This window comes from Muriicola marianensis (assembly GCF_014638095.1).
Classification (GTDB): Bacteria; Bacteroidota; Bacteroidia; order Flavobacteriales; family Flavobacteriaceae; genus Muriicola; species Muriicola marianensis.
This window is the reverse complement of the sequence record NZ_BMFH01000001.1, coordinates 1,944,268-1,966,419: the sequence shown is the minus strand read 5'-3', so window position 1 is coordinate 1,966,419 and position 22,152 is coordinate 1,944,268. Positions and strand designations below refer to the sequence as shown.

General features: G+C 48.3%; 22 protein-coding genes. 14 read left to right on the top strand and 8 right to left on the bottom strand.

The features are described 5' to 3' along the window. The first annotated feature begins 86 nt into the window (after positions 1–86). The 13 genes from IEV19_RS08895 to pheS all read left to right on the top strand — a co-directional run bounded on the left by IEV19_RS08895 (position 87) and on the right by pheS (position 14,821). Positions 87–1,088 (top strand): AAA family ATPase, encoded by a 1,002-nt coding sequence (locus tag IEV19_RS08895; protein ID WP_188370300.1) that lies wholly within the window; start codon positions 87–89, stop codon positions 1,086–1,088. A gap of 60 nt (positions 1,089–1,148) precedes the next feature. Continuing rightward, positions 1,149–2,015 carry a DUF58 domain-containing protein gene (locus IEV19_RS08890; protein ID WP_188370299.1) on the top strand — a complete coding sequence of 289 codons (867 nt, stop codon included), beginning with the start codon at positions 1,149–1,151 and terminating at the stop codon, positions 2,013–2,015. Positions 2,016–2,019: 4 nt separating this feature from the next. Further along, on the top strand, positions 2,020–3,678 hold the full coding sequence (locus IEV19_RS08885) for a BatD family protein (protein ID WP_229732518.1): 1,659 nt from the start codon (positions 2,020–2,022) through the stop codon (positions 3,676–3,678). Beyond that, entirely contained in the window at positions 3,679–4,677 is a 999-nt protein-coding gene (locus IEV19_RS08880) for a vWA domain-containing protein (RefSeq protein ID WP_188370298.1), read from the top strand. Positions 4,678–4,679: 2 nt separating this feature from the next. Beyond that, positions 4,680–5,726: a VWA domain-containing protein gene (locus IEV19_RS08875; protein WP_188370297.1), complete on the top strand. Its 1,047-nt coding sequence runs from the start codon at positions 4,680–4,682 to the stop codon at positions 5,724–5,726. After that, positions 5,719–6,528 carry a tetratricopeptide repeat protein gene (locus IEV19_RS08870; RefSeq protein ID WP_229732517.1) on the top strand — a complete coding sequence of 270 codons (810 nt, stop codon included), beginning with the start codon at positions 5,719–5,721 and terminating at the stop codon, positions 6,526–6,528. The genes IEV19_RS08875 and IEV19_RS08870 overlap by 8 nt, the downstream gene beginning before the upstream one ends. Beyond that, entirely contained in the window at positions 6,528–8,312 is a 1,785-nt protein-coding gene (locus tag IEV19_RS08865) for a BatD family protein (protein ID WP_373284819.1), read from the top strand. The genes IEV19_RS08870 and IEV19_RS08865 overlap by 1 nt, the downstream gene beginning before the upstream one ends. Before the next feature lies 1 nt (position 8,313). Continuing rightward, positions 8,314–9,072, top strand: coding sequence for a tetratricopeptide repeat protein (locus tag IEV19_RS08860; protein WP_188370294.1), 759 nt, complete (start codon positions 8,314–8,316; stop codon positions 9,070–9,072). Between the two features lie 46 nt (positions 9,073–9,118). Then, positions 9,119–9,430: a hypothetical protein gene (locus IEV19_RS08855; protein ID WP_188370293.1), complete on the top strand. Its 312-nt coding sequence runs from the start codon at positions 9,119–9,121 to the stop codon at positions 9,428–9,430. 71 nt (positions 9,431–9,501) lie between these two features. Then, positions 9,502–11,094: a SulP family inorganic anion transporter gene (locus IEV19_RS08850; protein WP_188370292.1), complete on the top strand. Its 1,593-nt coding sequence runs from the start codon at positions 9,502–9,504 to the stop codon at positions 11,092–11,094. A gap of 11 nt (positions 11,095–11,105) precedes the next feature. Further along, positions 11,106–11,732: a carbonic anhydrase gene (locus IEV19_RS08845; RefSeq protein WP_188370291.1), complete on the top strand. Its 627-nt coding sequence runs from the start codon at positions 11,106–11,108 to the stop codon at positions 11,730–11,732. A gap of 103 nt (positions 11,733–11,835) precedes the next feature. After that, positions 11,836–13,713 carry a SulP family inorganic anion transporter gene (locus IEV19_RS08840; protein ID WP_188370290.1) on the top strand — a complete coding sequence of 626 codons (1,878 nt, stop codon included), beginning with the start codon at positions 11,836–11,838 and terminating at the stop codon, positions 13,711–13,713. Positions 13,714–13,801: 88 nt separating this feature from the next. Further along, entirely contained in the window at positions 13,802–14,821 is a 1,020-nt protein-coding gene (gene pheS / locus IEV19_RS08835; protein ID WP_188370289.1) for a phenylalanine--tRNA ligase subunit alpha, read from the top strand. 3 nt (positions 14,822–14,824) lie between these two features. Here the strand turns inward: pheS and IEV19_RS08830 are convergent, their stop codons facing one another. The 3 genes from IEV19_RS08830 to IEV19_RS08820 are packed head-to-tail and all read right to left on the bottom strand — an operon-like array spanning position 14,825 to position 16,450. Further along, on the bottom strand, positions 14,825–15,328 hold the full coding sequence (locus IEV19_RS08830; protein WP_188370288.1) for a YciI family protein: 504 nt from the start codon (positions 15,326–15,328) through the stop codon (positions 14,825–14,827). After that, positions 15,313–15,789 carry a CYTH domain-containing protein gene (locus IEV19_RS08825; protein WP_188370287.1) on the bottom strand — a complete coding sequence of 159 codons (477 nt, stop codon included), beginning with the start codon at positions 15,787–15,789 and terminating at the stop codon, positions 15,313–15,315. The genes IEV19_RS08830 and IEV19_RS08825 overlap by 16 nt, the downstream gene beginning before the upstream one ends. After that, positions 15,782–16,450 carry an NAD(P)H-binding protein gene (locus IEV19_RS08820; protein WP_188370286.1) on the bottom strand — a complete coding sequence of 223 codons (669 nt, stop codon included), beginning with the start codon at positions 16,448–16,450 and terminating at the stop codon, positions 15,782–15,784. The genes IEV19_RS08825 and IEV19_RS08820 overlap by 8 nt, the downstream gene beginning before the upstream one ends. A gap of 28 nt (positions 16,451–16,478) precedes the next feature. Between IEV19_RS08820 and dinB the strand changes: the two genes are divergently transcribed. Then, entirely contained in the window at positions 16,479–17,576 is a 1,098-nt protein-coding gene (gene dinB, locus IEV19_RS08815; RefSeq protein ID WP_188370285.1) for a DNA polymerase IV, read from the top strand. Positions 17,577–17,581: 5 nt separating this feature from the next. On the opposite strand, the gene pyk is transcribed toward dinB, so the two are convergent. From pyk to IEV19_RS08790, 5 genes are all read right to left on the bottom strand, one after another. Beyond that, the gene (gene pyk / locus IEV19_RS08810) at positions 17,582–19,024 is read right to left on the bottom strand and encodes a pyruvate kinase (protein ID WP_188370284.1); all 1,443 of its coding nucleotides are present in this window, start codon (positions 19,022–19,024) and stop codon (positions 17,582–17,584) included. A 2-nt stretch (positions 19,025–19,026) separates the two neighbouring features. Continuing rightward, entirely contained in the window at positions 19,027–19,473 is a 447-nt protein-coding gene (locus IEV19_RS08805) for an IPExxxVDY family protein (protein ID WP_188370283.1), read from the bottom strand. A gap of 106 nt (positions 19,474–19,579) precedes the next feature. Beyond that, a complete protein-coding gene (gene rnc / locus IEV19_RS08800) occupies positions 19,580–20,317 on the bottom strand; it encodes a ribonuclease III (protein ID WP_188370282.1) in 738 nt (245 codons plus the stop codon). A 7-nt stretch (positions 20,318–20,324) separates the two neighbouring features. After that, positions 20,325–21,575 (bottom strand): beta-ketoacyl-ACP synthase II, encoded by a 1,251-nt coding sequence (gene fabF, locus IEV19_RS08795; protein WP_188370281.1) that lies wholly within the window; start codon positions 21,573–21,575, stop codon positions 20,325–20,327. Between the two features lie 110 nt (positions 21,576–21,685). Continuing rightward, positions 21,686–21,919 carry an acyl carrier protein gene (locus tag IEV19_RS08790; protein WP_009778413.1) on the bottom strand — a complete coding sequence of 78 codons (234 nt, stop codon included), beginning with the start codon at positions 21,917–21,919 and terminating at the stop codon, positions 21,686–21,688. Positions 21,920–22,152: the final 233 nt, after the last annotated feature.

Sequence of the window (22,152 nt, the reverse complement as noted above, 5' to 3'; positions counted from 1 at the left end):
TCGTTAACAGGCTCTAAATGAATAAATTTTGAATTTGCATGTCCTTGCAACCAAGTCTTTGATAGACAACTGAAAAAATCAATTTTATGGAAGAGAATAGTACGGTGGATATAAGTGCGGTAAATGAGAAGATAGCCAGAGAAAGCGCATTTATAGACCTGCTGATGATGGAGATGAATAAGGTCATCGTCGGGCAGAAGAAAATGACCGAGCGATTGCTTATCGGATTACTGGGCCAGGGTCATATCCTCCTGGAGGGGGTTCCCGGTCTTGCCAAGACCTTGGCAATCAATACTCTGGCGAAGGCTGTCAAAGGCAGTTTTAGCCGGATTCAATTTACGCCTGACCTGCTTCCGGCCGACGTGGTGGGTACGCTGATCTACAATATAAAAGCCAACGATTTCTCGATAAAGAAAGGTCCCATCTTTGCCAACTTTGTGCTGGCAGATGAGATCAACCGGGCGCCTGCCAAGGTACAATCGGCTCTGCTCGAAGCAATGCAGGAGAGACAGGTGACCATCGGAGACGAAACTTTCCCCCTTGATGCACCCTTCCTCGTTATGGCTACCCAGAACCCCATAGAACAGGAAGGAACCTATCCTCTGCCTGAAGCACAGGTAGACCGTTTTATGCTCAAGACAGTGATCGACTATCCGAAGATGACCGAAGAGCAACTGATCATCCGCCAGAACCTAAATGGGGCATATGAAACCGTTAAGCCGGTGGTAAGCCTGAAACAGATCCTGGATGCTCAAAAGGCCGTCAGGGAAGTGTACATGGACGAGAAGATCGAAAAATATATCCTGGACCTGGTGTTCGCCACCCGGTACCCGGAAAAATACGACCTGGAAGACCTCAAGCCTCTGATCAGTTTTGGAGCATCCCCCAGGGGAAGTATCAACCTGGCCATCGCCGCCAAGTGTTACGCCTTTATCAAACGCAGGGGTTATGTAGTGCCCGAAGATGTCAGGGCCGTCATTCACGACGTCCTGCGCCACAGGATAGGAATTACCTATGAGGCAGAGGCCGAAAGCATCACTTCCGAAGAGATCATCAATCGCATCGTCAACGAGATTGAAGTACCCTAGTTCGAGGTGTATCATCCGTTCAAAACGCGCTTTTGAACCTTCCTGCTCAAACCTGAACCAATGGATACGAAGGAATTACTGAAGAAAGTTCGGAAAATTGAGATCAAGACCCGCCGGCTCTCTGATCACATTTTTGGAGGGGAGTATCACTCCACCTTCAAAGGCCGGGGTATGACCTTCAGTGAAGTCCGCCAGTACCAGTACGGGGATGATGTGAGGACGATCGACTGGAATGTCACTGCCCGGTACAACGAGCCCTACGTGAAAGTGTTTGAGGAAGAAAGGGAACTCACCCTCATGTTGCTGATCGATGTGAGTGGTTCCGAACACTTCGGTACAGTAAACCAGTTCAAGAAAGAAGTGATCACCGAAATCTCAGCTACCCTGGCTTTTTCGGCTCTGCAAAACAATGACAAGGTAGGGATGATCATGTTTTCCGACGAGGTGGAATTGTTTATCCCTCCAAAAAAGGGAAAGAGTCACATTTTAAGGATCATACGTGAACTGCTGGAATTCCACCCCAAAAGCAAAAAAACGGATCTAACCGAGGCCTTGAAATACCTTTCTAACGTCATGAAGAAGCGGGCCATTGTCTTTGTTCTGTCCGACTTTATGATGGAGGAATACGAACAGACGCTGAAGATCGTGGGTAATAAGCACGACGTAACCGGGATCAGGGTTTATGATCCTAAAGAAGAGCAAATGATCAACCTGGGTGTGGTGCAGATGCAGGATTCGGAAACCGGAGAGACCCATTTGGTGAACACCTCCTCAAAACAGGTGAGAAAAGCCTATGAAAAATATTACCGGGAACGAGTGGATTATTTCAGGAATGCTTTCACCAAATCGGGAGCAGGCATCCTGCAATGCCGGGTAGACGAGAGTTATGTAAAAAAACTGCTGGGATATTTTAAGCAACGAGCCTGAGCTGATGGAAAGGAGTTATGGTACAATTTGGAAATATTCAGGTCCCCTCCGCAAGTGGGGGATCCTTCTCCTTTTGTGTACAGGCCTTTCTAGTTCCGTTCTTGCTCAGACCACTCCCACGGTCACCTCTTCCGTCGATACGACAGCGATTAAAATTGGGGAACAGATTCGGTTTACCGTAACCGTGGATGCAGATTCAGCTGCTGCAGTCATCTTTCCTGAAGGTCAGACCTTTTCTCCCCTGGAGACGGTAGAGGCTTTTAAGACGGATACTACACGTCGTTTGGACAGGATGACCCTACAAAAGATCTACGCCCTCACCCAATTTGATTCGGGAACCTATCTACTGCCTGTTCAAAGGATAGAGATCGATGGCAAGGGGTATTTTACCGATTCATTGATGGTTTCAGTATCCTCGGTCGCCGTGGATACAGTATCCAAGGAGTTTTACGATATAAAGCCCCTGATCGAGGTAGAGAGGAACAGTGCTGCTATTCCTTTCTATGTATGGATTATCCTTGGGGCACTGCTGCTTCTCGGGGCCTTGCTTTGGTTCATTTTACGGCCAAAACCCCTGACCCGGGAAGAGGAAGAAGCTATGATGCCCCCCTATGACAGGGCCCTTCTTGAGCTAAAAAAACTTGAAAACTCAAAGTATCTCATACAGGAGGAATACAAGAAATACTATTCTGAACTGACGGATATTGTGAGGTCTTACCTGGAAGAGGATGTCCACATCTCTGCCCTGGAAAGTACTACGGATCAGCTCATCACCAAGCTGGAAATGATGAAGGACGCAGGGGAACTCAAGATCGAAGAGGAAACGATCAGCCAGTTCAAGAGGATCCTGGACACGGCAGACCTGGTAAAATTTGCCCGTTCGAAACCGGAATCTTCCCGCGCCGAAGAGGACAGAAGGGCTATTGAGCAGATAGTGATCAAGACCAAAGAAGCCATTCCGGAACCCACGGAGGAGGAACTGATGGAACAAGTCGTCTATCAGGAAGAGATCAAAAAGAAGAAACAGCGGAAAAAAAGGGTGCAGATCGCACTGGCCACAGCAGCTGTGATCGTCTTGGGTCTGATCGCCACCGTCTTCTACTACGGCATCGACAATGTAAGGAATACCCTCATTTTTCGTTCCTCCAAGGATTTGCTTCAGGGCGAATGGGTTTCGAGTTCGTATGGCTACCCCCCCGTTGATCTCTCTGCCCCGGAGGTATTGATCCGGCAGGAGGCCGAGATCTCTCCTGATGAGAGGGAATACATACAGAACAAACAGGTGTTTTCATTTTACAATCCAGATAATAAATTGGGGATAGGGACTTCTTCTATCATTCTGGCAAAACAGGAAGAACCCGATTATCAGAAGAGCATTGACCAGATCCTCAAGGAATTTGTAGACAAAGGTGCACGGAATATCATCACTAAACAGGAGGAATTCAGCTCTGCTTCTGGAGTACCCGGAATAAAGGTATACGGCAGTGCGATCTACCAGAACGAAGACGGGGGAGAACGGACAAGGGGCAAGTACGCCATTATCCTGTTCGGGGGTATGGGTTTTCAACAACAGGTCATCCTTTCCTGGGAGGAAGGCGATCCCTACGCTGAAGAGATCATAGACCGGATTATTAATTCGATAGACGTTAAAACACAGGTATAGATGTTTGAGAATATACAGTTTGCGAATCCACAGATCTTCTGGCTGCTCCTTGGGCTGCCTGTGGCCGTTCTCTGGTATTTTTTCAAACGAAAAGATCAAACGGCTTCATTGAAGTTCCCCAGTTTGAAAGGATTTCCAAAGAACGATCTGCTTCCTAGACTGAAGCCAGTCCTGTTCGCCATGAGGCTTTTGGCGCTGGCCTGTATCATCACAGCCATGGCCCGACCCCAGATCAGGGAGATCTCAACCCGAACCAAAACGACGAGTGGGATCGATATCGTGATGGCGATTGATGTTTCTTCCAGTATGCTCGCCAGGGATCTCAGGCCCAACCGCCTCGCAGCCCTGAAGGAGGTAGCTTCGAAGTTCATAGAGGAAAGGCCCAATGACCGTATTGGCCTGGTGGCCTATGCAGGGGAGAGCTACACCAAGACCCCGATCACCAGCGACAAGGGAATCGTGCTCAATGCCCTGAGGGAGATCACCTACGGGCAGTTGGCCGACGGCACTGCTATCGGGATGGGACTGGCGACATCAGTCAACAGGCTCAAAGACAGCAAAGCGACCAGCAAGGTGATCATCCTGCTGACGGATGGGGTAAACAATTCGGGCTTTATCGAACCGGAGACAGCAGCCAATCTGGCGGTAGAATTCGGGATTAAGACCTATACTATCGGACTTGGAACCAATGGGAATGCACTCTCTCCCATCGCCTACAATGCAGATGGATCCTTCAGGTACGGGATGAGGGAAGTTGAGATAGATGAAGCCCTGTTGCAAAAGATCGCCAGTGTGACGGGAGGTCAGTATTTCAGGGCGACGAACAACCAAAAACTGGAAGCTATTTACGACGAGATCAATAAACTTGAAAAAACCGAAATAGAAGAATTCAGGTATTATAACAACGAAGAGAAATTCAGACCATGGGTCCTCCTGGCAGGAATACTGCTGCTTTCTGAATGGATTTTCAGGACTACCGTCTTTAAAAGTTTTGTGTAACCGTGATACAGATAGACGAAGCCACATATTTCTACCTCTTCCTGCTCTTCCCGGGCATGGTCCTGCTCTATCTGGTGTTGCTGTACTGGAAGAAACGGACTCAGCGCAAATTCGCAGATCCGAAGCTGCTCAAAAAACTCGCTCCGGCTCGTTCAGGGTTTAAGAGTGTATTGAAGCTCATCGTCTTCCTCCTCGGTCTCACGGGATTGATCCTCGGCTTAGCCAACCCCAAGATAGGGACCAAGATGGAGACCGTTAAAAGGGAAGGAGTGGATATCGTCTTCGCCATAGACGTCTCCAAGAGTATGCTGGCGGAAGATATTGCCCCGAACAGGCTTGAAAAGTCGAAACGTCTGGTCTCAGAGATCATCAACCAGCTGGCCAGTGACAGGATCGGCATCATTGCCTATGCCGGCCAGGCTGCACCACAATTACCAATCACCACAGACTATGCCGTAGCAAAGATGTTCCTGCAGTATCTGAATACGGACCTTCTATCATCTATGGGAACTGCTATCGATGAGGCCATCAAGCTGGCTACGTCTTACTATGATGACCAGGAACAGACCAACAGGGTTCTGTTTATTGTTTCAGACGGGGAGGACCACAGCGACGGCCTCGCCATCGACGCGGTCGACCTGGCGGTGGAAGAAGGTATCAGAGTGTTTACCATAGGCGTTGGCAATGAAAAAGGTGCGCCTATTCCCATCAAGAGAAACGGGGTTGTACAGGAATTGAAAAAAGACAGCGAGGGGGAGGTGGTCATTACCAGACTCAATGCTGAGATCCTGCGGGAGATCGCGGAAAAAGGCAACGGTGCTTATATTGACGGCTCCAATACGGATGAAGCCGTGGAAGAGATCAAGGAAGCCCTGAACCAGATAGACAAGACCGAATTTGAGGCCAAGCAGTTTGCAGACTACAAGGATCAGTTCCAGTGGTTTTTGGGTGCAGCCTTATTCTTCCTATTTTTAGATATCTTTTTACTGGAAAGAAAAACAAGGTGGGTACAAAAGTTGAACCTGTTTAATGAAGAAGATCATGAATAAGTTATTCGCTTTACTCTTACTGGGCATGATCACTTCCGGTATGGCCCAGGAAGAAAAGAAAAAAGAAGCTGAGAAAGCCCTGAAGAATTCCATGAACCTGACATGGGAGGCAAATAAGGAACTCTCTGAGGACGAATTCATAGAAGCAGAGGCTGATTACAGGAGGGCAATCTCAAAAAGCCGGGAGAACGCCATTGCCCCTTACAACCTGGGGACCGCCTACTACAAAAAGGAAAGCCTGGAGGAAGCCTTTGGGAGATTTAAACAGGCAGGGGAGGTCGCAGGGGCCAAGGCTGAAAAACACAAGGCCTTTCATAACATGGGTAACGTCTTTATGAAAAATGAGGACTACGAAAAAGCTGTCGAAGCCTACAAGGAAGCCCTGAGAAACAATCCTGAAGACGAAGAGACCCGCTATAATCTGGCTCTTGCCAAAGCCCTGGCAGAACAACAGAAAAACCAGGACAAAGACGGGGATAAAGACGAAGAATCAAAAGAGGACGAAGATTCGGAAAATAAAGGCAAAAAAGAACAGGAAGACCAGCAACAGGACAATAAGGAAAAAGACGGGGGAGACCAGGAGAAGGAAGACAATAAGGAAGGGGAAGGAGAAGAAAAAAAGGAACAGCCCAAACAAGGGGAAAAGCCCGAAGACAAGAAACAACCCAAGCCTAATCAACTCTCTCCACAGCAGATAAAGAGCCTCCTGGAGGCCATGCAGAATGAAGAGAACAAAGTGCAGGAGAAAATGAATGAGAAAAAGGTGAAAGGTCCTAAAAGCAAAAACGCAAAAGACTGGTGATGAAACGGATGGCAATACATAAATTTCTATTGCTCCTGTTCCTTTTCGGATCAGCAGTCGGACTTTCACAGGAAGAGGATCCGGTTGAGTTTGAGACCAATCTGAGTAAGGACAAACTGGGACTAAATGAACGTCTGAGGGTCGACTTTACGATGAACAGGGACGGGGATAATTTCACCCCTCCAGATTTTGAAGGTTTCAGGGTGCTGATGGGTCCGTCCCAGGCCATTAGTTCTTCATGGGTCAACGGAGTTAAAAGCTATTCCAAAACCTATTCTTATACACTGGCACCAACCCAAAGGGGAGAATTTACCATTAATCAGGCCACCATCGTCATTGAAGGTAAGACCTATAAGACCACCCCGAAAAAGGTGGAAGTAACCGCGGCCGTTGACAAACCCAGCGATCAGATGACGGCCGACGACATCGCCGATCAGAACCTCCATCTTGTAGCGGAAGTGTCCAAGACAAACCCTTATATGAATGAGGCAGTAAGCGTAGTTTACAAACTCTACGTGAGCCCCACGATCAATGTCTCCAACTTCCGCCCGCTGGATAATCCCACCTACAACAACTTCTGGAGTCAGGATATCCCCGTCACCTCCTACAGCGTAAAGAACGGAACCTATGAAGGGAAATCGTATCGATACGTCATCCTGAAAAGGGTGGTGCTTTACCCTCAGAAGAGCGGTGCACTGGAAATTGAACCCCTTTCGCTGGATATCACCCTTGATGTGCCAACAAACCGGCGCGACTTCTTTGGTCAACCCATCTATACCCAGACCAATAAAACTGTGTCAGCGGGAAAGAGGACCATAGATGTGAAGCCCTTGCCCCTTGCGGGCCAGCCCAGCGATTTTAGCGGGGCAGTGGGTAGCTTCCGTTTTGAGGTCAAAACAAGTAAGCGCACCCTAAAAGCTACTGAGTCCCTTCAGGCTATCGTGGAGGTTGAAGGCAACGGCAATCTCAAGCTCTTTCAGCTGCCAACCCTGGAAATGCCGGGGTCACTCGAAGTATACGAGCCGGAATTCAACGAGAATGTGAGAACCACCTTGTCCGGGATGCAGGGGAAGGTGAGTAATAATTATACGGTGGTCCCTTCCTTTAAGGGAAACTATCCCATTCCCCCTATCAGTTTCAGTTATTTCGACCCGGATGATGAGACCTATAAAACCCTGACCTCGGAGGAGATCAACATTGAGGTGACCAGCGGCCCCCTCGAGTCTTCCGGAGGAAATATTCCACTGGCCTCGGGCAATAAGAGACCTGTACAAAGCACGGGGAGCCAGTTCCACTTTATCAAATTGTCTCCCGACCTCACGCCGAAAATGGAGACTCCATTCTTCGGGTCCCTCAACTATTACCTCTTTTTCCTGAGTCCACTGTTGTTGATTCCCCTGGCCATTGTCTTTGGCAGGAAAAGGGAGGCTATTGCCAGTGATGTTGCCGGAAGGAAGATTAAAAGAGCCAATAAGCTCGCCAGGAAATACCTCTTTAAGGCAAAAAGGGCAATGGGTAATAAAGATGAGTTCTACATCGCCATGGAAAAAGCCCTGCACAATTACCTTAAGGCAAAGCTGAAAATAGAGACCTCAGAATTCAGCAAGGAAAAGATCACGGATCTGCTTACTAAAAAGAACGTTGACGAGGATACGATAGGCGGTTTTATGGCCCTGCTCAAAAACTGTGAGATGGCCAGGTACAGTCCTTTCTCCCAGGTACAGATGCAACAGGATTACGACAAGGCGAGCGAAGTGATCTCTTCCCTCGACAAACAATTGTAATATGAAAAACTTCTTTGTAGTATTTCTGATGTTGGTTTCACTCTCTGGCCATTCCCAGAATGACATATTATTTGATGAAGCCACCAAAGCTTATAATGAGGGGGATTATGAACTGGCCATTGAAAATTACGAACATATTCTTGAGAGCGGTTCCCATTCAGCAAGCCTATACTTCAACCTGGGTAATGCCTATTACAAACTCAAGAAGATAGCCCCGTCTATCTATTATTACGAAAAGGCATTGTTGCTCGATCCCAATGACACCGAGATCAGGGATAACCTCAACTATGCCCGGCAGATGACCATCGATGAGATAGAACCTATTCCTCAAACAGCCATCACAAGGATTACATCACGGGTGATGAATATCATGACCTTTGATCAGTGGGCATACACCTCTATAATCTTTATGCTCTTGTTCGTGTTCCTCTATCTGGCCTTTTATTTTTTCCGATTTGCAGACAGAAAAAGGCTTGCATTTATTGGAAGTATGGTCTGTCTCTTTCTCACTGTCATGAGTGTTACCCTGGCGGTTCTGCAGTACCAGGAATACAAGGATACACGGCCTGCCATTATTTTTGCCCAGGAAACCTCCGTAAAGGAAGAGCCGAATAACCGGAGTATTACCCTGTTTACGCTTCATGAAGGAAGCAAAGTATTTGTAGAGGAGACACTGGAAGACTGGAACAAGGTAAGGCTGTCTGATGGAAAAAACGGATGGATACCCGCTTCAGATCTGCGGGCATTGAAGGATTTTTAATCAGTATTTTACTTGGATTTGAAAGTAATCCTTTTATTTTTGGTACATGGAGCTTTCAAAAAACAGATCTTTCCTGGTTTTATTCGTCAGTGCCTTGTGGTTGCTGTCGATCACCGCTCCCCCTATCCTTCAACTGCTCGATGAAAACAGCCCGGGTATCACCTACACCCTGAACGAGGAGGAATCCAAAGAACAGGAAAAGAAGGATCCTTTGGAAGAGACCAAATTTATCGATTCACAAGATCTCAGTCACATACAGAAGCCCTATTACGCCGATAAGTCCGGCTGGAAGAACACTTTGGCTTCAGGTGCCATTTATATGGAGATCCCATTCCCGCCTCCCGAAAGCCTGTCCTGAATTCTATTGCTTTTACGACCAATTAATAACCTATCCTGTATCACCTGGTACAGGAGCAAACACCTTCTCTTATGTTCAAAACACTTAAAAACGACTTACCGGCAAGTATCGTAGTATTTTTCGTTGCCCTTCCCTTATGTCTAGGGATCGCGCTTGCGAGCGGTGCCCCTTTGTTCTCCGGACTGATCGCCGGCATTGTGGGAGGTATCGTAGTCGGATCCCTTAGCGGATCCCATATCGGGGTGAGTGGCCCGGCCGCAGGTTTGGCCGCCATCGTATTAACCGCCATCGGAGCCCTGGGTGGATATCAGAACTTTCTGCTTGCAGTCGTCCTCGGTGGAGCCATACAAATTCTTTTCGGTGTCTTAAAAGCCGGAATTATCGGATACTATTTCCCATCATCGGTGATCAAGGGGATGCTTACGGGTATAGGGATCATCATCATCCTCAAACAAATCCCGCATTTCTTCGGCTATGATGCCGATCCGGAAGGTGACCTGGCATTCATACAGGTCGACGGGGAAAACACCTTCTCTGAGATCTTCAATGCATTTAAATATATAAGTCCGGGCGCAACAGTCGTTGCCGTTCTGGGCCTTGGAATACTGATCTTATGGGATAAAGTCCTGATCAAAAAAGCCAAGTTCTTTCAGCTTGTACAGGGACCCCTGGTAGCTGTTATCGTCGGTATATTGTTCTATGTGATAACCAAAGACAATGCCTACTGGGGAATTTCAACGGACCACCTTGTGAAGGTTCCCATTCCGGAGGATACGGCGTCATTCCTGGCGCAGTTCAGTTTTCCAAACTTTTCAGTCATAACCCTGCCGGAGATATGGATCACCGCATTTACCATTGCCCTGGTAGCAAGTCTGGAAACCTTGTTGTGCGTGGAAGCCACGGACAAGTTGGACCCGGAAAGACGCGTAACCCCGACGAACAGGGAACTGCTCGCCCAGGGTACTGGAAATATGATTTCCGGATTTATCGGTGGATTACCGATCACTCAGGTGATCGTTCGCAGTTCAGCCAACATACAGTCAGGAGCAAAATCCAAAATGTCTGCGATCGTACACGGGTTTTTCCTGCTGATCTCTGTGATCCTGATCCCGCGTTTACTCAATATGATCCCCTTGTCTGTCCTGGCGGCCATCCTATTTATCGTCGGGTATAAACTTGCCAAGCCCGCCTTGTTTATCAAGATGTATGACCTTGGCTGGAAACAATTTGTCCCTTTTACGGTCACTGTGCTGGGAATCATATTCACAGACCTCCTGGTAGGGATCGGATTGGGACTCGGTGTGGGGATCGTTGTTATCCTTATCAAGAGCTACCAGAACTCCCACTTTCTTCATATCCAGGATAAGAGCAACGGGTTCCATAAGATAAAGATGACCCTGGCAGAAGAAGTGACCTTTTTTAACAAGGGAGCGATCCTGAAGGAATTAGAAGGTCTCCCTAAAGATACGTATCTTGAACTGGACGTTAGGAATACGCGTTATCTCGATAACGATATCATTGAGATCCTGGATGATTTCTCCTATAAAGCTCTGGAACGAAATATTCATATAACCTTGATCTCGGAACAGGGGGTGGTTGAAAACCCTGCCAGATTCCTGGATTATATCAACCTTAATCCCAATACAAAGAAAGTAACAGTATAAAAAGAACGAACATGGAAATAACGCAAGTATTTAAAAACAACGAAAATTGGATTAAGGACAAGTTAAAGGTCGATTCCGATTTTTTCGATAAAATGGGAAAAGGACAGAGCCCGGAGATGCTCTATATTGGCTGCTCGGATAGCCGGGTAACCGCCGAAGAAGTCATGGGACTGGGACCCGGTGAGGTCTTCGTTCACAGGAATATTGCCAATATGGTCATCAGCGTGGACCTCAACGTTATGTCCGTGGTGGAATACGCAATTCTTAACCTGAAAGTGAACCACGTGGTGGTTTGCGGCCATTACGGTTGCGGGGGTGTAAAAGCCGCCATGCAATCTGCAGACCTCGGCCTGCTCAATCCATGGCTGAGAAATATCAGGGACGTCTACCGCCTGCACAAAAAGGAACTCGATTCCATTGCGGATGAAGACAAGCGGTATGAGCGACTCGTTGAATTGAATGTACAGGAACAATGCGTAAACCTGATTAAGACCGCAGCCGTACAGAAAGCCTACCGCGAACGCAACCTCAAGGTGTATGGGTGGGTTTTCGATATTCATACGGGTAAGCTGGTCGACCTAAAGATCGATTTCGAAAAGATCCTGAAAAATATCATGGAGATCTACCATTTGGATTGATCCGCCCCGGAATCTACAATGCAATGAAAGCCGGCACATTCTGCTGGCTTTTTATTTGGCGGATTTAGAGTATCTTAGAAGGGACAACCTATTCGACCTTTTAATGAGATCCCTGTTCTCAAATTTACGAGGCGACCTCCTCGGGGGGATCACCGCCGGGATCGTAGCTCTTCCCCTGGCGCTGGCCTTCGGGGTCAGTTCAGGCCTCGGGCCCAGTGCAGGCCTGTACGGGGCTATTTTTATCAGTTTCTTCGCCGCACTCTTCGGGGGTACACCCACCCAGATCTCAGGACCCACAGCTCCTATGACGGCGGTCAGTATGATCGTCATTGCAGGGATCATAGCGGTTTATGACGGCAGTGTGGAAAAGGCTCTCCCCGCCATCCTTACAGTATTTCTACTCAGCGGTCTTATGCAGATCGGGCTGGGAATTATCGGTTTAGGGAGTTATATCCGATATATACCATATCCTGTGGTCTCAGGGTTTATGACTGCCATCGGACTCATCATCATCATCACCCAATTACTACCCGCCCTGGGATATTACCCCAAAGAGGACCAGAGCTGGGTAGAACCCTTCAAGCCCCAGGCTGAGGAACTGATCCTTGAAAACATTCTGAGGGAAGAGGCCGGAGAGGGTATCCTCGTGCTGGAGGATTTTCACGAGACCATCTCCAGGGCCGGAGAGATCACAGAGGAAGAGATCCTCGAAGAGGCACAGGTTCTGGCCGCTAAGGAGGCATCAGGGGTGATCGGGGCGGTCACAGTGCTGCCGAGGGCACTTCGAAATATCAACTGGACCGAATTTATCCTGGCACTGGTCACAGTTGTGATCATATTTAGCTCGAAAAAGTTGACCAAAAAAGTTCCAAGTACATTGACGGGACTAATCCTTGTATCGGGAGCAGCCTATGCCCTTGGGCTCGATTACCGTCCTATTGAAACCATTCCCGAAGGCCTTCCCATCCCAAATCTTGAGATCATCACAGAATTCCGCCTGCAGGCTATCACCCCTTTTGTATTTACAGCCCTCACTCTGGCCCTGCTGGGATCCATAGACTCCTTGCTCACCTCTGTAGTGGCGGATAACATGACAAAAACGAAACACGATCCCAACAGGGAACTTGTCGGGCAAGGCCTTGGCAACAGTATTGCCGCCGTATTTGGAGGTATCCCCGGAGCCGGTGCGACCATCAGGACCGTGGTCAATATCAACGCCGGGGGCAAAACCAAGCTCTCCGGGATGATCTCGGGCATCCTGCTCATGATCATCTTGCTGGCTCTGGGCCCTGTGGCCTCTCAGATACCCGCTGCTGTCCTGGCCGGGATACTGATTACTGTGGGGATCAAGGTCATGGATTACAAGGGCCTCAAGGCCATCCCGAGCCTACCCCGCGATGTGAAGCTCGGCCCTCTCAGGTTCAGTATGGAGGTCGTCATCATGCTGGTGGTCCTGATATTATCAACCCTGTGGAACCTGGTCTACGCAGTGGGTATAGGACTTGTCATAGCCTCACTGATGTTCATGAAAAAGATCGGGGACCTCACCGCCAAGCGATCAGAGATCAGGTCGGTGGCTACCGAAAAGGCCTGGGCAGATGAAAAGGGCTTTCCCAACTTCCTTCGGGAAAAGGTCTTTATAAAACACATTAAAGGGCCTCTATTCTTTGGAACGACGAGTGATTTCCAAATGCTGGCAGACCAGATCCCGGCTACAGCATCCACAGTGATCATCCGACTGGGAAGGATGCAATATATGGATCAATCCGGCCTCTATGCCATGGAAGATGTGCTGCAGGATCTCAGAAGTAAGGATATCCGTGTGCTCTTTGTCAGGGTTCTGGATCAGCCGAGATATATGATGGAACGGATCGATATCATCCCCGGCCTGGTGCCCCATGAGCATATTTTTGACAGCTTTGGCCAATGTGTGAAATACGTACTGAAAAACAACGAACATACAACCCCGGACCCCGATTGATCCCCAACCCGGAAACTTTGCTTAAAGGGATACCCCTGAATTCTAAAAAACACCTATTTTTGAACGCGGCAAACCAAGAATACCTGAAATGATCGACCAGCTCAAGGAACATATCAAAGAAGTTCAAGATTTCACTGCGGCATCGGAGGAAGCCGTTGAGGAATTCAGAATAAAATACCTGGGGAAAAAAGGAATACTGAATCACTTTTTCAGTGAATTCAAACAGGTTCCGAATGATCAGAAAAAGGAATTCGGGAAGACTATCAATGAATTAAAGGTCCTGGCCTCGGAAAAGGTCAGTACCCTCAAGGCTTCCCTGGAAGAGAAGGTAGGTCATAAATCCATCTATGGCGATTTGACCCGCCCCGGAGAGCCCCTGGAACTGGGCTCCAGGCATCCGATTTCCATCGTAAAGAACCAGATCATCGATATCTTCAGCAGGATCGGATTTAACGTTTCAGAAGGGCCTGAGATCGAGGACGACTGGCATAATTTTACTGCCCTGAACCTGCCGGAACACCACCCGGCAAGGGATATGCAGGATACGTTTTTCATCCAGACCAATCCGGATCTACTGCTGCGTACCCATACCTCATCGGTACAGGTACGTTATATGGAAACTCACAAACCTCCGATCCGGACCATATCTCCCGGCAGAGTATACCGGAATGAGGCCATTTCGGCACGTTCCCATTGTTTCTTCCACCAGGTGGAAGGACTTTATATAGACAAGGATGTTTCTTTTGCAGACCTCAAACAGACTCTGCAGTTCTTCACTACAGAGCTTTTCGGGAAGTCGAAGATCCGTCTGAGACCGTCATATTTCCCATTCACCGAACCGAGTGCAGAGGTTGATGTATACTGGGGGCTGGAATCTGAGACGGATTACCGTATGACCAAGGGCACCGGATGGCTTGAGATAATGGGCTGCGGCATGGTAGATCCCAATGTCCTCGACAATTGCGGGATAGACTCCAAGGAATATTCCGGCTTCGCTTTTGGAATGGGTATAGACAGGATCGCACTCCTCCTCCACCAGATCTCAGACATCCGCCTCCTCAGCGAGAACGACTTGCGTTTCCTGGAACAGTTCAAAAGCGCTTTTTGAACCTTACCTGAGTGGAAACCCCTTGGCGGCCCACCAGGGGTGGATCTCTATGACCAGGCGACCCGACTTTACCATGGGATCCAGATTGGCCAGGCTGTCAGCCATTTCCAGGGTAGGCGTATTGTAGATCGTAATCCCTCTGATATCCCCATCGTCCCCGAAAGGCCCTGATATATCGGCATATCCCAAATCGTACATCCTGCCTAGGTGTTCCAGGTGAAGGGTCTGCAGACTGTCTGCCTCTGCCTTGCCTTGCGATCTGTTCGGACCTCTTTTCAGGAAGGCTATAAAATACTGCTGCATGAGGACAGTATCGGCGGTCTTAGTGTCTACATAATCAAACACCTGGAATCCCTTTTCAACGAGTTCCTGTTTTAATTGGGCACTGGACTTTTGAAGTTCTTCTGTTGGGGCGGGCAAAGTAATATCCGCAGTTTTCTGCTCCCCACAGGACCCTGCCAGGACTAGAAGTGAGAACAGACAATAGAGGTTCAGGTATTTTTCCATGTGGAATACGGGTTTTTGCTGAGCTGGGAATTGTAGTATCTGGGATCCCCTGTTACTTCCTCCCCAAGCCAGTCGGGTTTTACAATGATTTCATCTACTTCCTGCATTTCGATCTCGGCGATGACCAGGCCTTCATTGGCCCCTCCAAACTCATCCACCTCTATCAGGTGTGAATCACTCCTCACAAAGTATCTCACCTTGCGAATCACTCCCGGTTCACAGATCTCCAGCAGAGCCCTGGCCTCGGTGGCCGGAATCTCGCGTTCCCATTCAAATCGGGTGATCCCTTCATTATCTGTCCTCCCTTTCACCGTCATAAATCCCTGCTCCCCACTGAGGCGGACCCTGACAGTACGATCGGGATGGGTATTGAGGAAACCCTGTACGATCTCCTCTTTTTTTATGGCTTCCTCACGATACGCACGGGATCTTACCAGGTATTTACGTTCAATCTCAAGCATGGGCAAGGTCTTTTATGGTATCTGAGACGATTCTGTTCAGTGAAATTTCATTATTGGCGAGCCAGATCATGGCCGTAGCGATATCCTCGGCCCTGATAGATTTATATTTGCGCAAAGGTCCTACCAGTAAGACATCCAGCACGGAAAAGAGTTTCCTGGCCATCCATTCCCCGGGCCGGCTCTCCTCCCGGGGGCCCTGTATCAGGGCGGGTTGGAGGATATAGGTACGACTTATCCCTTTCCCCATTACAGCTTCCTCCATCTCACCCTTGACCCGATTGTAAAAGATCCCGCTTCCCGGATCTGCGCCCAGGGCAGAAATTACGAGGAAAGTATCAATTCCGTTCTCTTTGCTCAGCTTGGCAGCTTCCAAAGGGATCCCATAATCGATCGCCTTGTATTTCTCTTTCTCCGGGGTTTTAGCCTTGGTAGTGCCAATACAGCAATAGACCTCATCTCCCATAAAATGCGGTTTAAAATCTGAAAGGGACAGAAGATCGCCCAGGTGTACCTCCAATTTTGGATGATCTTTCTGAAGGGGGGATCGCGAAAAGACTTTTACACATCCGTACCTTGGATCCTCCAGGAGTTTATCCAGTAGAATACCGCCGGTCAGTCCGGTAGCTCCCAGGATGATGGCGGTTTTCAACGGCTGGTCCATAAAACTAAGATATGACTTAAATTTGTTTATGCCCTTCGATTTCCCCATCAGGAAAATAATCCATGTAGATATGGATGCCTTCTATGCTTCCGTTGAACAGCTCGACAATCCGGAATTAAAAGGAAAGCCCGTAGCCGTCGGGGGAGGGGCCAAAAGAGGGGTAGTTGCAGCGGCGAGCTACGAGGCGAGGAAATTCGGGGTGCGGAGCGCCATGAGTGGCGTACTTGCATCGAAACTTTGCCCTGATCTGGTATTCGTAAAGCCGAGATTCGACCGCTACAAGGAGATCTCTTTGCAGATCCGTTCTATTTTCTTCGATTACACGGATAAAGTGGAACCCCTCTCCCTGGACGAAGCCTACCTCGACGTGACCAGTAACAAGAAAGGCAATCCCTCTGCCACTTTGATCGCAAGGGAGATCCGGGACCGTATTTTCAGGGAAGTAAGGCTCACCGCATCTGCCGGTATTTCCATCAATAAATTTATCGCCAAGGTAGCCAGTGATATCAATAAACCGAATGGGCAGAAGACCATAAACCCCGAAGATGTCCTTTCATTTCTCGAAGCACTTGATATCCGTAAGTTCTACGGCGTAGGTAAGGTAACGGCAGAGAAAATGTACCACCAGGGCATCTTCACGGGAAAGGACCTGAAGGACAAGACCCCCGAGTTTTTGGAGGAACATTTCGGGAAGAGTGGTGTTCATTATTACGAGGTCGTGAGGGGCATCCACCGGAGTGAGGTGAAGTCGCACCGAACCCCAAAATCCCTGGGCGCAGAACGGACGTTCAGCGAAAACCTCAGCAGCGAAGTATTTATGAAGGACCGCCTGGAGCATATTGCGGAAGAACTGGCAAGGAGGGTAGCAAAGGCAGGTACGTCTGCCAGGACGGTCACCCTGAAGATCAAATACAGTGATTTCACCCTGCAGACCCGGAGCAGGACCCTGCCATACTACATCAGTGCCAAAGACCTGATTCTCGACACGGCCATAGACCTTCTCTACCAGCAGCCCTTAGAGAATTCGGTGAGACTATTGGGAATATCCCTTTCCAATCTCAATGGGAAGGACGCCTCCCCCACCGAAGAAAAAAGCGTTTCTGTACAACTCAGATTTGAATTGTAAGCTCTTTAGAAATTACATGAATCTATTTCCGTGACCCTGAGGGTATTGACCATCCCTTTCGCTTTGATGGGCATAGCCGCCAGGCTTATCAGCATATCCCCCGCCTCCAGGAAACCCTTTTGACAGGCGATGCGGTTTACGTCCTCAATGGTCTCGTCCGTGGAGACGAACTTGTCGTAATAGAAGGCCTTCACACCCCAAAGGAGGTTCAGCTGAGTCAAAATTCTTTTGTTGGAAGTAAAGACCAGAATATGAGCGCTCGGTCTCCAGGCCGAGATCTGGAAGGCGGTATACCCACTATTGGTCAGGGTGGAGATCGCCTTGGCTTTTATCTCATTGGCCATGGTAGCGGCGTGAAAACACACAGCTTTTGTGATATACCTCTTGGTCCTGATATGAGGGGGCTCCTGAGGCACTTTGATGAGTTCTGATCCTTCCACACTGCTGAGGATACTCGACATTTTTTCGATCACCTGAACGGGATAATTCCCCACAGATGTCTCCCCCGAGAGCATTACCGCGTCGGCCCCGTCCATGACTGAATTAGCCACATCGTTAACCTCTGCCCGGGTGGGCGTAAGGCTTGTGATCATGGTCTCCATCATCTGTGTGGCGATGATCACGGGAATCCTCGCCCGCTTTGCCCTGAGAACCAAGGTCTTCTGTATGAGCGGAACTTCCTGGGCGGGAACTTCCACCCCCAGGTCGCCCCGGGCCACCATGAGTCCGTCGCAATAGGAAACGATCTTATCAATATTTTCTACCGCCTCCGGTTTCTCTATCTTGGCCACGATAGGGATCTTGTGTTCGGAGTGTTCTTCGATCAGGTTTTGAAGGTCGATGAGATCCTGGCTATAGCGGACGAAACTCAAAGCAATCCAGTCGACTTTCTGAGAAATAGCGAAAATGGCATCCTTGATGTCTTTCTTGGTCAGGGCAGGGAGAGAGATATTCGTATTGGGCAGGTTCACCCCTTTTTTGGACTTCAGAGGTCCACCTTGTATCACTTTAGCCTGCACCTCATCCTTTTTGTTGGTCGCCACGACCTCGAAGATGAGTTTCCCGTCATCGAGCAGGATACGCTCACCCGGGTTCACGTCCCTGGGAAATTCAGCGTAATTCATATAGACCGTTTCGGAATTGCCTTCAAACGGCTTCCCGGTCTTAAAGGTAATCTCATCTCCGGGGGCTACTACCACTTCACCGGCCATCACCCCTACCCGGAGTTTAGGCCCCTGAAGATCGGCCAGGATGGCGGTGTAAATCCCCATTTCCTCGTTCAGCTCGCGTATAATTTCGATACGCGTCTTTACATCGTCGTAATCGGCATGAGAGAAGTTGATGCGAAAGACATCGACCCCCGCCTCTATCATCTTCCTCAGGGTATCCTTATCACTGCAGGCCGGGCCCAGGGTAGCAACTATCTTTGTCTTCTTTTTACTCGGCATTCTTAAAAAATTAAGTTGGTCTTCGACTTGAGATTCACTGTTTCAATGACATAGGCCGTTATGACACCGGGTATGGATTTGATCCTGGAGATCACTTCCGAATTCAATACGTCTTCTTCAGTTTTCAACAGAAAATTGGCTCCTTTATGCTCGGGAACCAGAGCATTGTTGGTAAATGATGGCTCTTCCGGAAAAAGATCTCCCGAAGGACCCCTTTGTTCCGTAATACAGGAGTTGGTCAACAGAGACCAGCTTCTGTCGTATAATTCATCCTTCCATTCGAAATAGGGATAAAAGATATTCGAAGAAAAGGAAAGATCCGAAACAGCCCTGCGGAGTCGGAGTTTCAGGATCTTATTCAGGGAGTACACCAGGGTAAAATCCTCAAGGCTGGTGTGAATCCCTGCCAGCGCAAAATCCTCTTCATAAAAATCTTCCAGTATTCGCATGCTCGACCCCATAAAAGCCTAAGATGTAAATATATAATTTATAACGTTACTCACCTAGTCCGACGCCCGTGAAATAATGGCGCAAACGATTTAGTTCACTTAATGATCAGGATTTCTCAATTTTGTGCTGCAGGGCAAAAAAAGCTCTTTTAGACGCTTTCTCCTCTGCTTTTTTCTTGGAAGTAGCTCTGGCTTTGGATACCTGTTTGCCATTGATGAACAATCTGACGCCAAAATGCTTTAAGAGGTCCTTCCCATCATCTTCGTACACCTCGTATTTGAATTCCTTTTTTTGCTTCTGACACCATTCGATCAGCAGGCTTTTGTAGCTGATCACTTTGCCTTCCAGCTGTTCGATATCCACATAAGGTTCAATGACTCGTTCACGAATAAATTTTTCGCAATATTTATACCCCCGGTCGAGATAGATAGCCCCTATCAAGGCCTCGAAGACATTGCCGTGGATGTTGTCGCCAAAATGCGATTTAGGGATCTTGGTCTCGACAAACCTAATGAGGTCCAGGTCCTTCCCCAACTCATTGAGATGCTTCCTGCTCACGATCTTCGAACGCATCTTGGTGAGGTACCCCTCATCCCCTCCCGGAACCTCGTTGTAGAGATGTCTGGAAATAATGGTTCCGAGCATTGCGTCCCCCAGAAATTCGAGTCGCTCGTAATTCATGGGGTTCCCTTTCTTGTCTTTCAGGTTGACCGATCGGTGCAGAAATGCCCTTCTGTAGATGCTGACATCCTTAGGTTTAAATCCCAGGACTTTTGATATGCTTAAAAAAAAATCCCCATCCTTTTTTGAATGGGAATTAAAGATATTTGAAGGGAAATTCATCCTGCGTCTAGCTTATTTTTTTAAAGATCACACAGGCGTTATGGCCCCCGAAACCAAAGGTATTACTCATAGCCACCCTGACATCCCTGGGCTGGGCCTTGTTGAGGGTCAGGTTGAGTTTGGGATCTATATTCTCATCTACTGTTGAGTGATTGATCGTGGGGGGTACCAGGTTGTGTTTCATGGCTAAGATGGAAGCAATAGCCTCGATGGCTCCTGCCGCACCCAGTAAATGTCCGGTCATGGACTTGGTGGAATTGATGTTGATTTTTGGGGCGTGCTCGCCAAAGACCTGAGAGATCGCTTTTAATTCGGCAACATCTCCCAAAGGAGTGGACGTGCCATGGGTGTTGATCGCGTCGATCTCTTCCGGTTTCATCCCTGCATCCCTAAGGCAATTTTCCATCACGCGCACCACGCCGATCCCATCAGGATGGGGAGCTGTCATGTGATAGGCATCACTGGACATCCCTCCGCCGACCAACTCTGCATAGATCTTCGCCCCCCTGGCTTTGGCGTGTTCATATTCCTCGAGTATCAGGGCACCGGCACCTTCCCCGAGTACAAATCCGTCCCGTGTTACATCAAAAGGCCTGGAGGCTGTTTCCGGGCTGTCATTTCTGGTAGACAGGGCATGCATGGCATTAAAACCACCCATCCCAGCCATGGTTACGGCTGCTTCGCTACCTCCGGTGACAATTACGTCACAATAGCCCAGCCTGATGTAATTCAAGGCGTCGATCATTGCATTGGCCGAGGAGGCACAGGCGGAGACCGTTGTATAATTAGGCCCCATAAAACCGTGCTTGATCGAAATATTCCCCGGGGCAATATCCGCGATCATCTTGGGTATAAAGAAGGGGTTGAACCTCGGGGTTCCGTCTCCCTTTGCAAAGTCCATCACTTCATTCTGGAAGGTCTCAAGACCACCGATCCCGGCACCCCAGATCACCCCAACCCTGAATTTATCAAGAGCATTGAGATCGAGACCTGCATCGGCGATTGCCTCATCAGAAGAGATCAGGGCATACTGGGTGAACCTATCCAGTTTGCGCGCTTCTTTCCTGTCGAAGTAATTCTGTGGATCGTAGTTCTTGATCTCACAGGCAAATTTAGTTTTGAATTTTTCGGTGTCGTAGTACGTGATGGGAGCAGAACCGCTTTTCCCTGATTTAAGTCCTTCCCAGTATTCCTCGAGGGTATTCCCGATGGGTGTAAGGGCACCTAATCCGGTAACAACTACTCGTTTTAACTCCATAGAATCAATTTTTGTATCAGATGTACCTATGCCAAGCGAAAATTAAAAAAAATATCCATGCAGCGTGGAAACCACATGGATAAATTACAACATGTTATGTATAAAATTCCTTATTTGGCCTCTTCAATATAGCTTATTGCCTGGCCGACGGTTGCGATATTTTCTGCCTGGTCATCCGGGATCTGGATGTCAAATTCTTTTTCGAATTCCATGATCAGTTCAACAGTATCCAATGAATCTGCCCCGAGATCGTTGGTGAAGCTAGCTTCTGCCACAACTTCGTTTTCATCAACCCCTAACTTATCAACGATAATTGCCTTTACTCTTGATGCAATGTCTGACATAATTTTTTTGGTTTTAATTTTTAATTGATGGCAAAAATAAAAAACTTTGGTGGAAATTCACCACCGGATGCCATTTTGTAGGGTAATTTAAGAAATTTAATCGCAAGAATATTACTTTAGCACCATAAAATTAAGGGGAAAGTCGGGCTGCTGATCGCGGTCGATCGCTATTCTTCCCATCCGTACAACATGCTGCTGACCTCCCCGGGAATAGAGCCCGCTTCTTTACTCAG

Excerpts from the sequence above, each read along its gene's own strand:
- IEV19_RS08895 (WP_188370300.1), top strand. The coding sequence starts at position 87 with ATGGAAGAGAATAGTACGGTGGATATAAGTGCGGTAAATGAGAAGATA.
- IEV19_RS08890 (WP_188370299.1), top strand. The coding sequence starts at position 1,149 with ATGGATACGAAGGAATTACTGAAGAAAGTTCGGAAAATTGAGATCAAG.
- IEV19_RS08885 (WP_229732518.1), top strand. The coding sequence starts at position 2,020 with ATGGAAAGGAGTTATGGTACAATTTGGAAATATTCAGGTCCCCTCCGC.
- IEV19_RS08880 (WP_188370298.1), top strand. The coding sequence starts at position 3,679 with ATGTTTGAGAATATACAGTTTGCGAATCCACAGATCTTCTGGCTGCTC.
- IEV19_RS08870 (WP_229732517.1), top strand. The coding sequence starts at position 5,719 with ATGAATAAGTTATTCGCTTTACTCTTACTGGGCATGATCACTTCCGGT.
- IEV19_RS08865 (WP_373284819.1), top strand. The coding sequence starts at position 6,528 with ATGAAACGGATGGCAATACATAAATTTCTATTGCTCCTGTTCCTTTTC.
- IEV19_RS08860 (WP_188370294.1), top strand. The coding sequence starts at position 8,314 with ATGAAAAACTTCTTTGTAGTATTTCTGATGTTGGTTTCACTCTCTGGC.
- IEV19_RS08855 (WP_188370293.1), top strand. The coding sequence starts at position 9,119 with ATGGAGCTTTCAAAAAACAGATCTTTCCTGGTTTTATTCGTCAGTGCC.
- IEV19_RS08850 (WP_188370292.1), top strand. The coding sequence starts at position 9,502 with ATGTTCAAAACACTTAAAAACGACTTACCGGCAAGTATCGTAGTATTT.
- IEV19_RS08845 (WP_188370291.1), top strand. The coding sequence starts at position 11,106 with ATGGAAATAACGCAAGTATTTAAAAACAACGAAAATTGGATTAAGGAC.
- IEV19_RS08840 (WP_188370290.1), top strand. The coding sequence starts at position 11,836 with ATGAGATCCCTGTTCTCAAATTTACGAGGCGACCTCCTCGGGGGGATC.
- pheS (WP_188370289.1), top strand. The coding sequence starts at position 13,802 with ATGATCGACCAGCTCAAGGAACATATCAAAGAAGTTCAAGATTTCACT.
- IEV19_RS08830 (WP_188370288.1), bottom strand. The coding sequence starts at position 15,328 with ATGGAAAAATACCTGAACCTCTATTGTCTGTTCTCACTTCTAGTCCTG.
- IEV19_RS08825 (WP_188370287.1), bottom strand. The coding sequence starts at position 15,789 with ATGCTTGAGATTGAACGTAAATACCTGGTAAGATCCCGTGCGTATCGT.
- IEV19_RS08820 (WP_188370286.1), bottom strand. The coding sequence starts at position 16,450 with ATGGACCAGCCGTTGAAAACCGCCATCATCCTGGGAGCTACCGGACTG.
- dinB (WP_188370285.1), top strand. The coding sequence starts at position 16,479 with ATGCCCTTCGATTTCCCCATCAGGAAAATAATCCATGTAGATATGGAT.
- pyk (WP_188370284.1), bottom strand. The coding sequence starts at position 19,024 with ATGCCGAGTAAAAAGAAGACAAAGATAGTTGCTACCCTGGGCCCGGCC.
- IEV19_RS08805 (WP_188370283.1), bottom strand. The coding sequence starts at position 19,473 with ATGCGAATACTGGAAGATTTTTATGAAGAGGATTTTGCGCTGGCAGGG.
- rnc (WP_188370282.1), bottom strand. The coding sequence starts at position 20,317 with ATGAATTTCCCTTCAAATATCTTTAATTCCCATTCAAAAAAGGATGGG.
- fabF (WP_188370281.1), bottom strand. The coding sequence starts at position 21,575 with ATGGAGTTAAAACGAGTAGTTGTTACCGGATTAGGTGCCCTTACACCC.
- IEV19_RS08790 (WP_009778413.1), bottom strand. The coding sequence starts at position 21,919 with ATGTCAGACATTGCATCAAGAGTAAAGGCAATTATCGTTGATAAGTTA.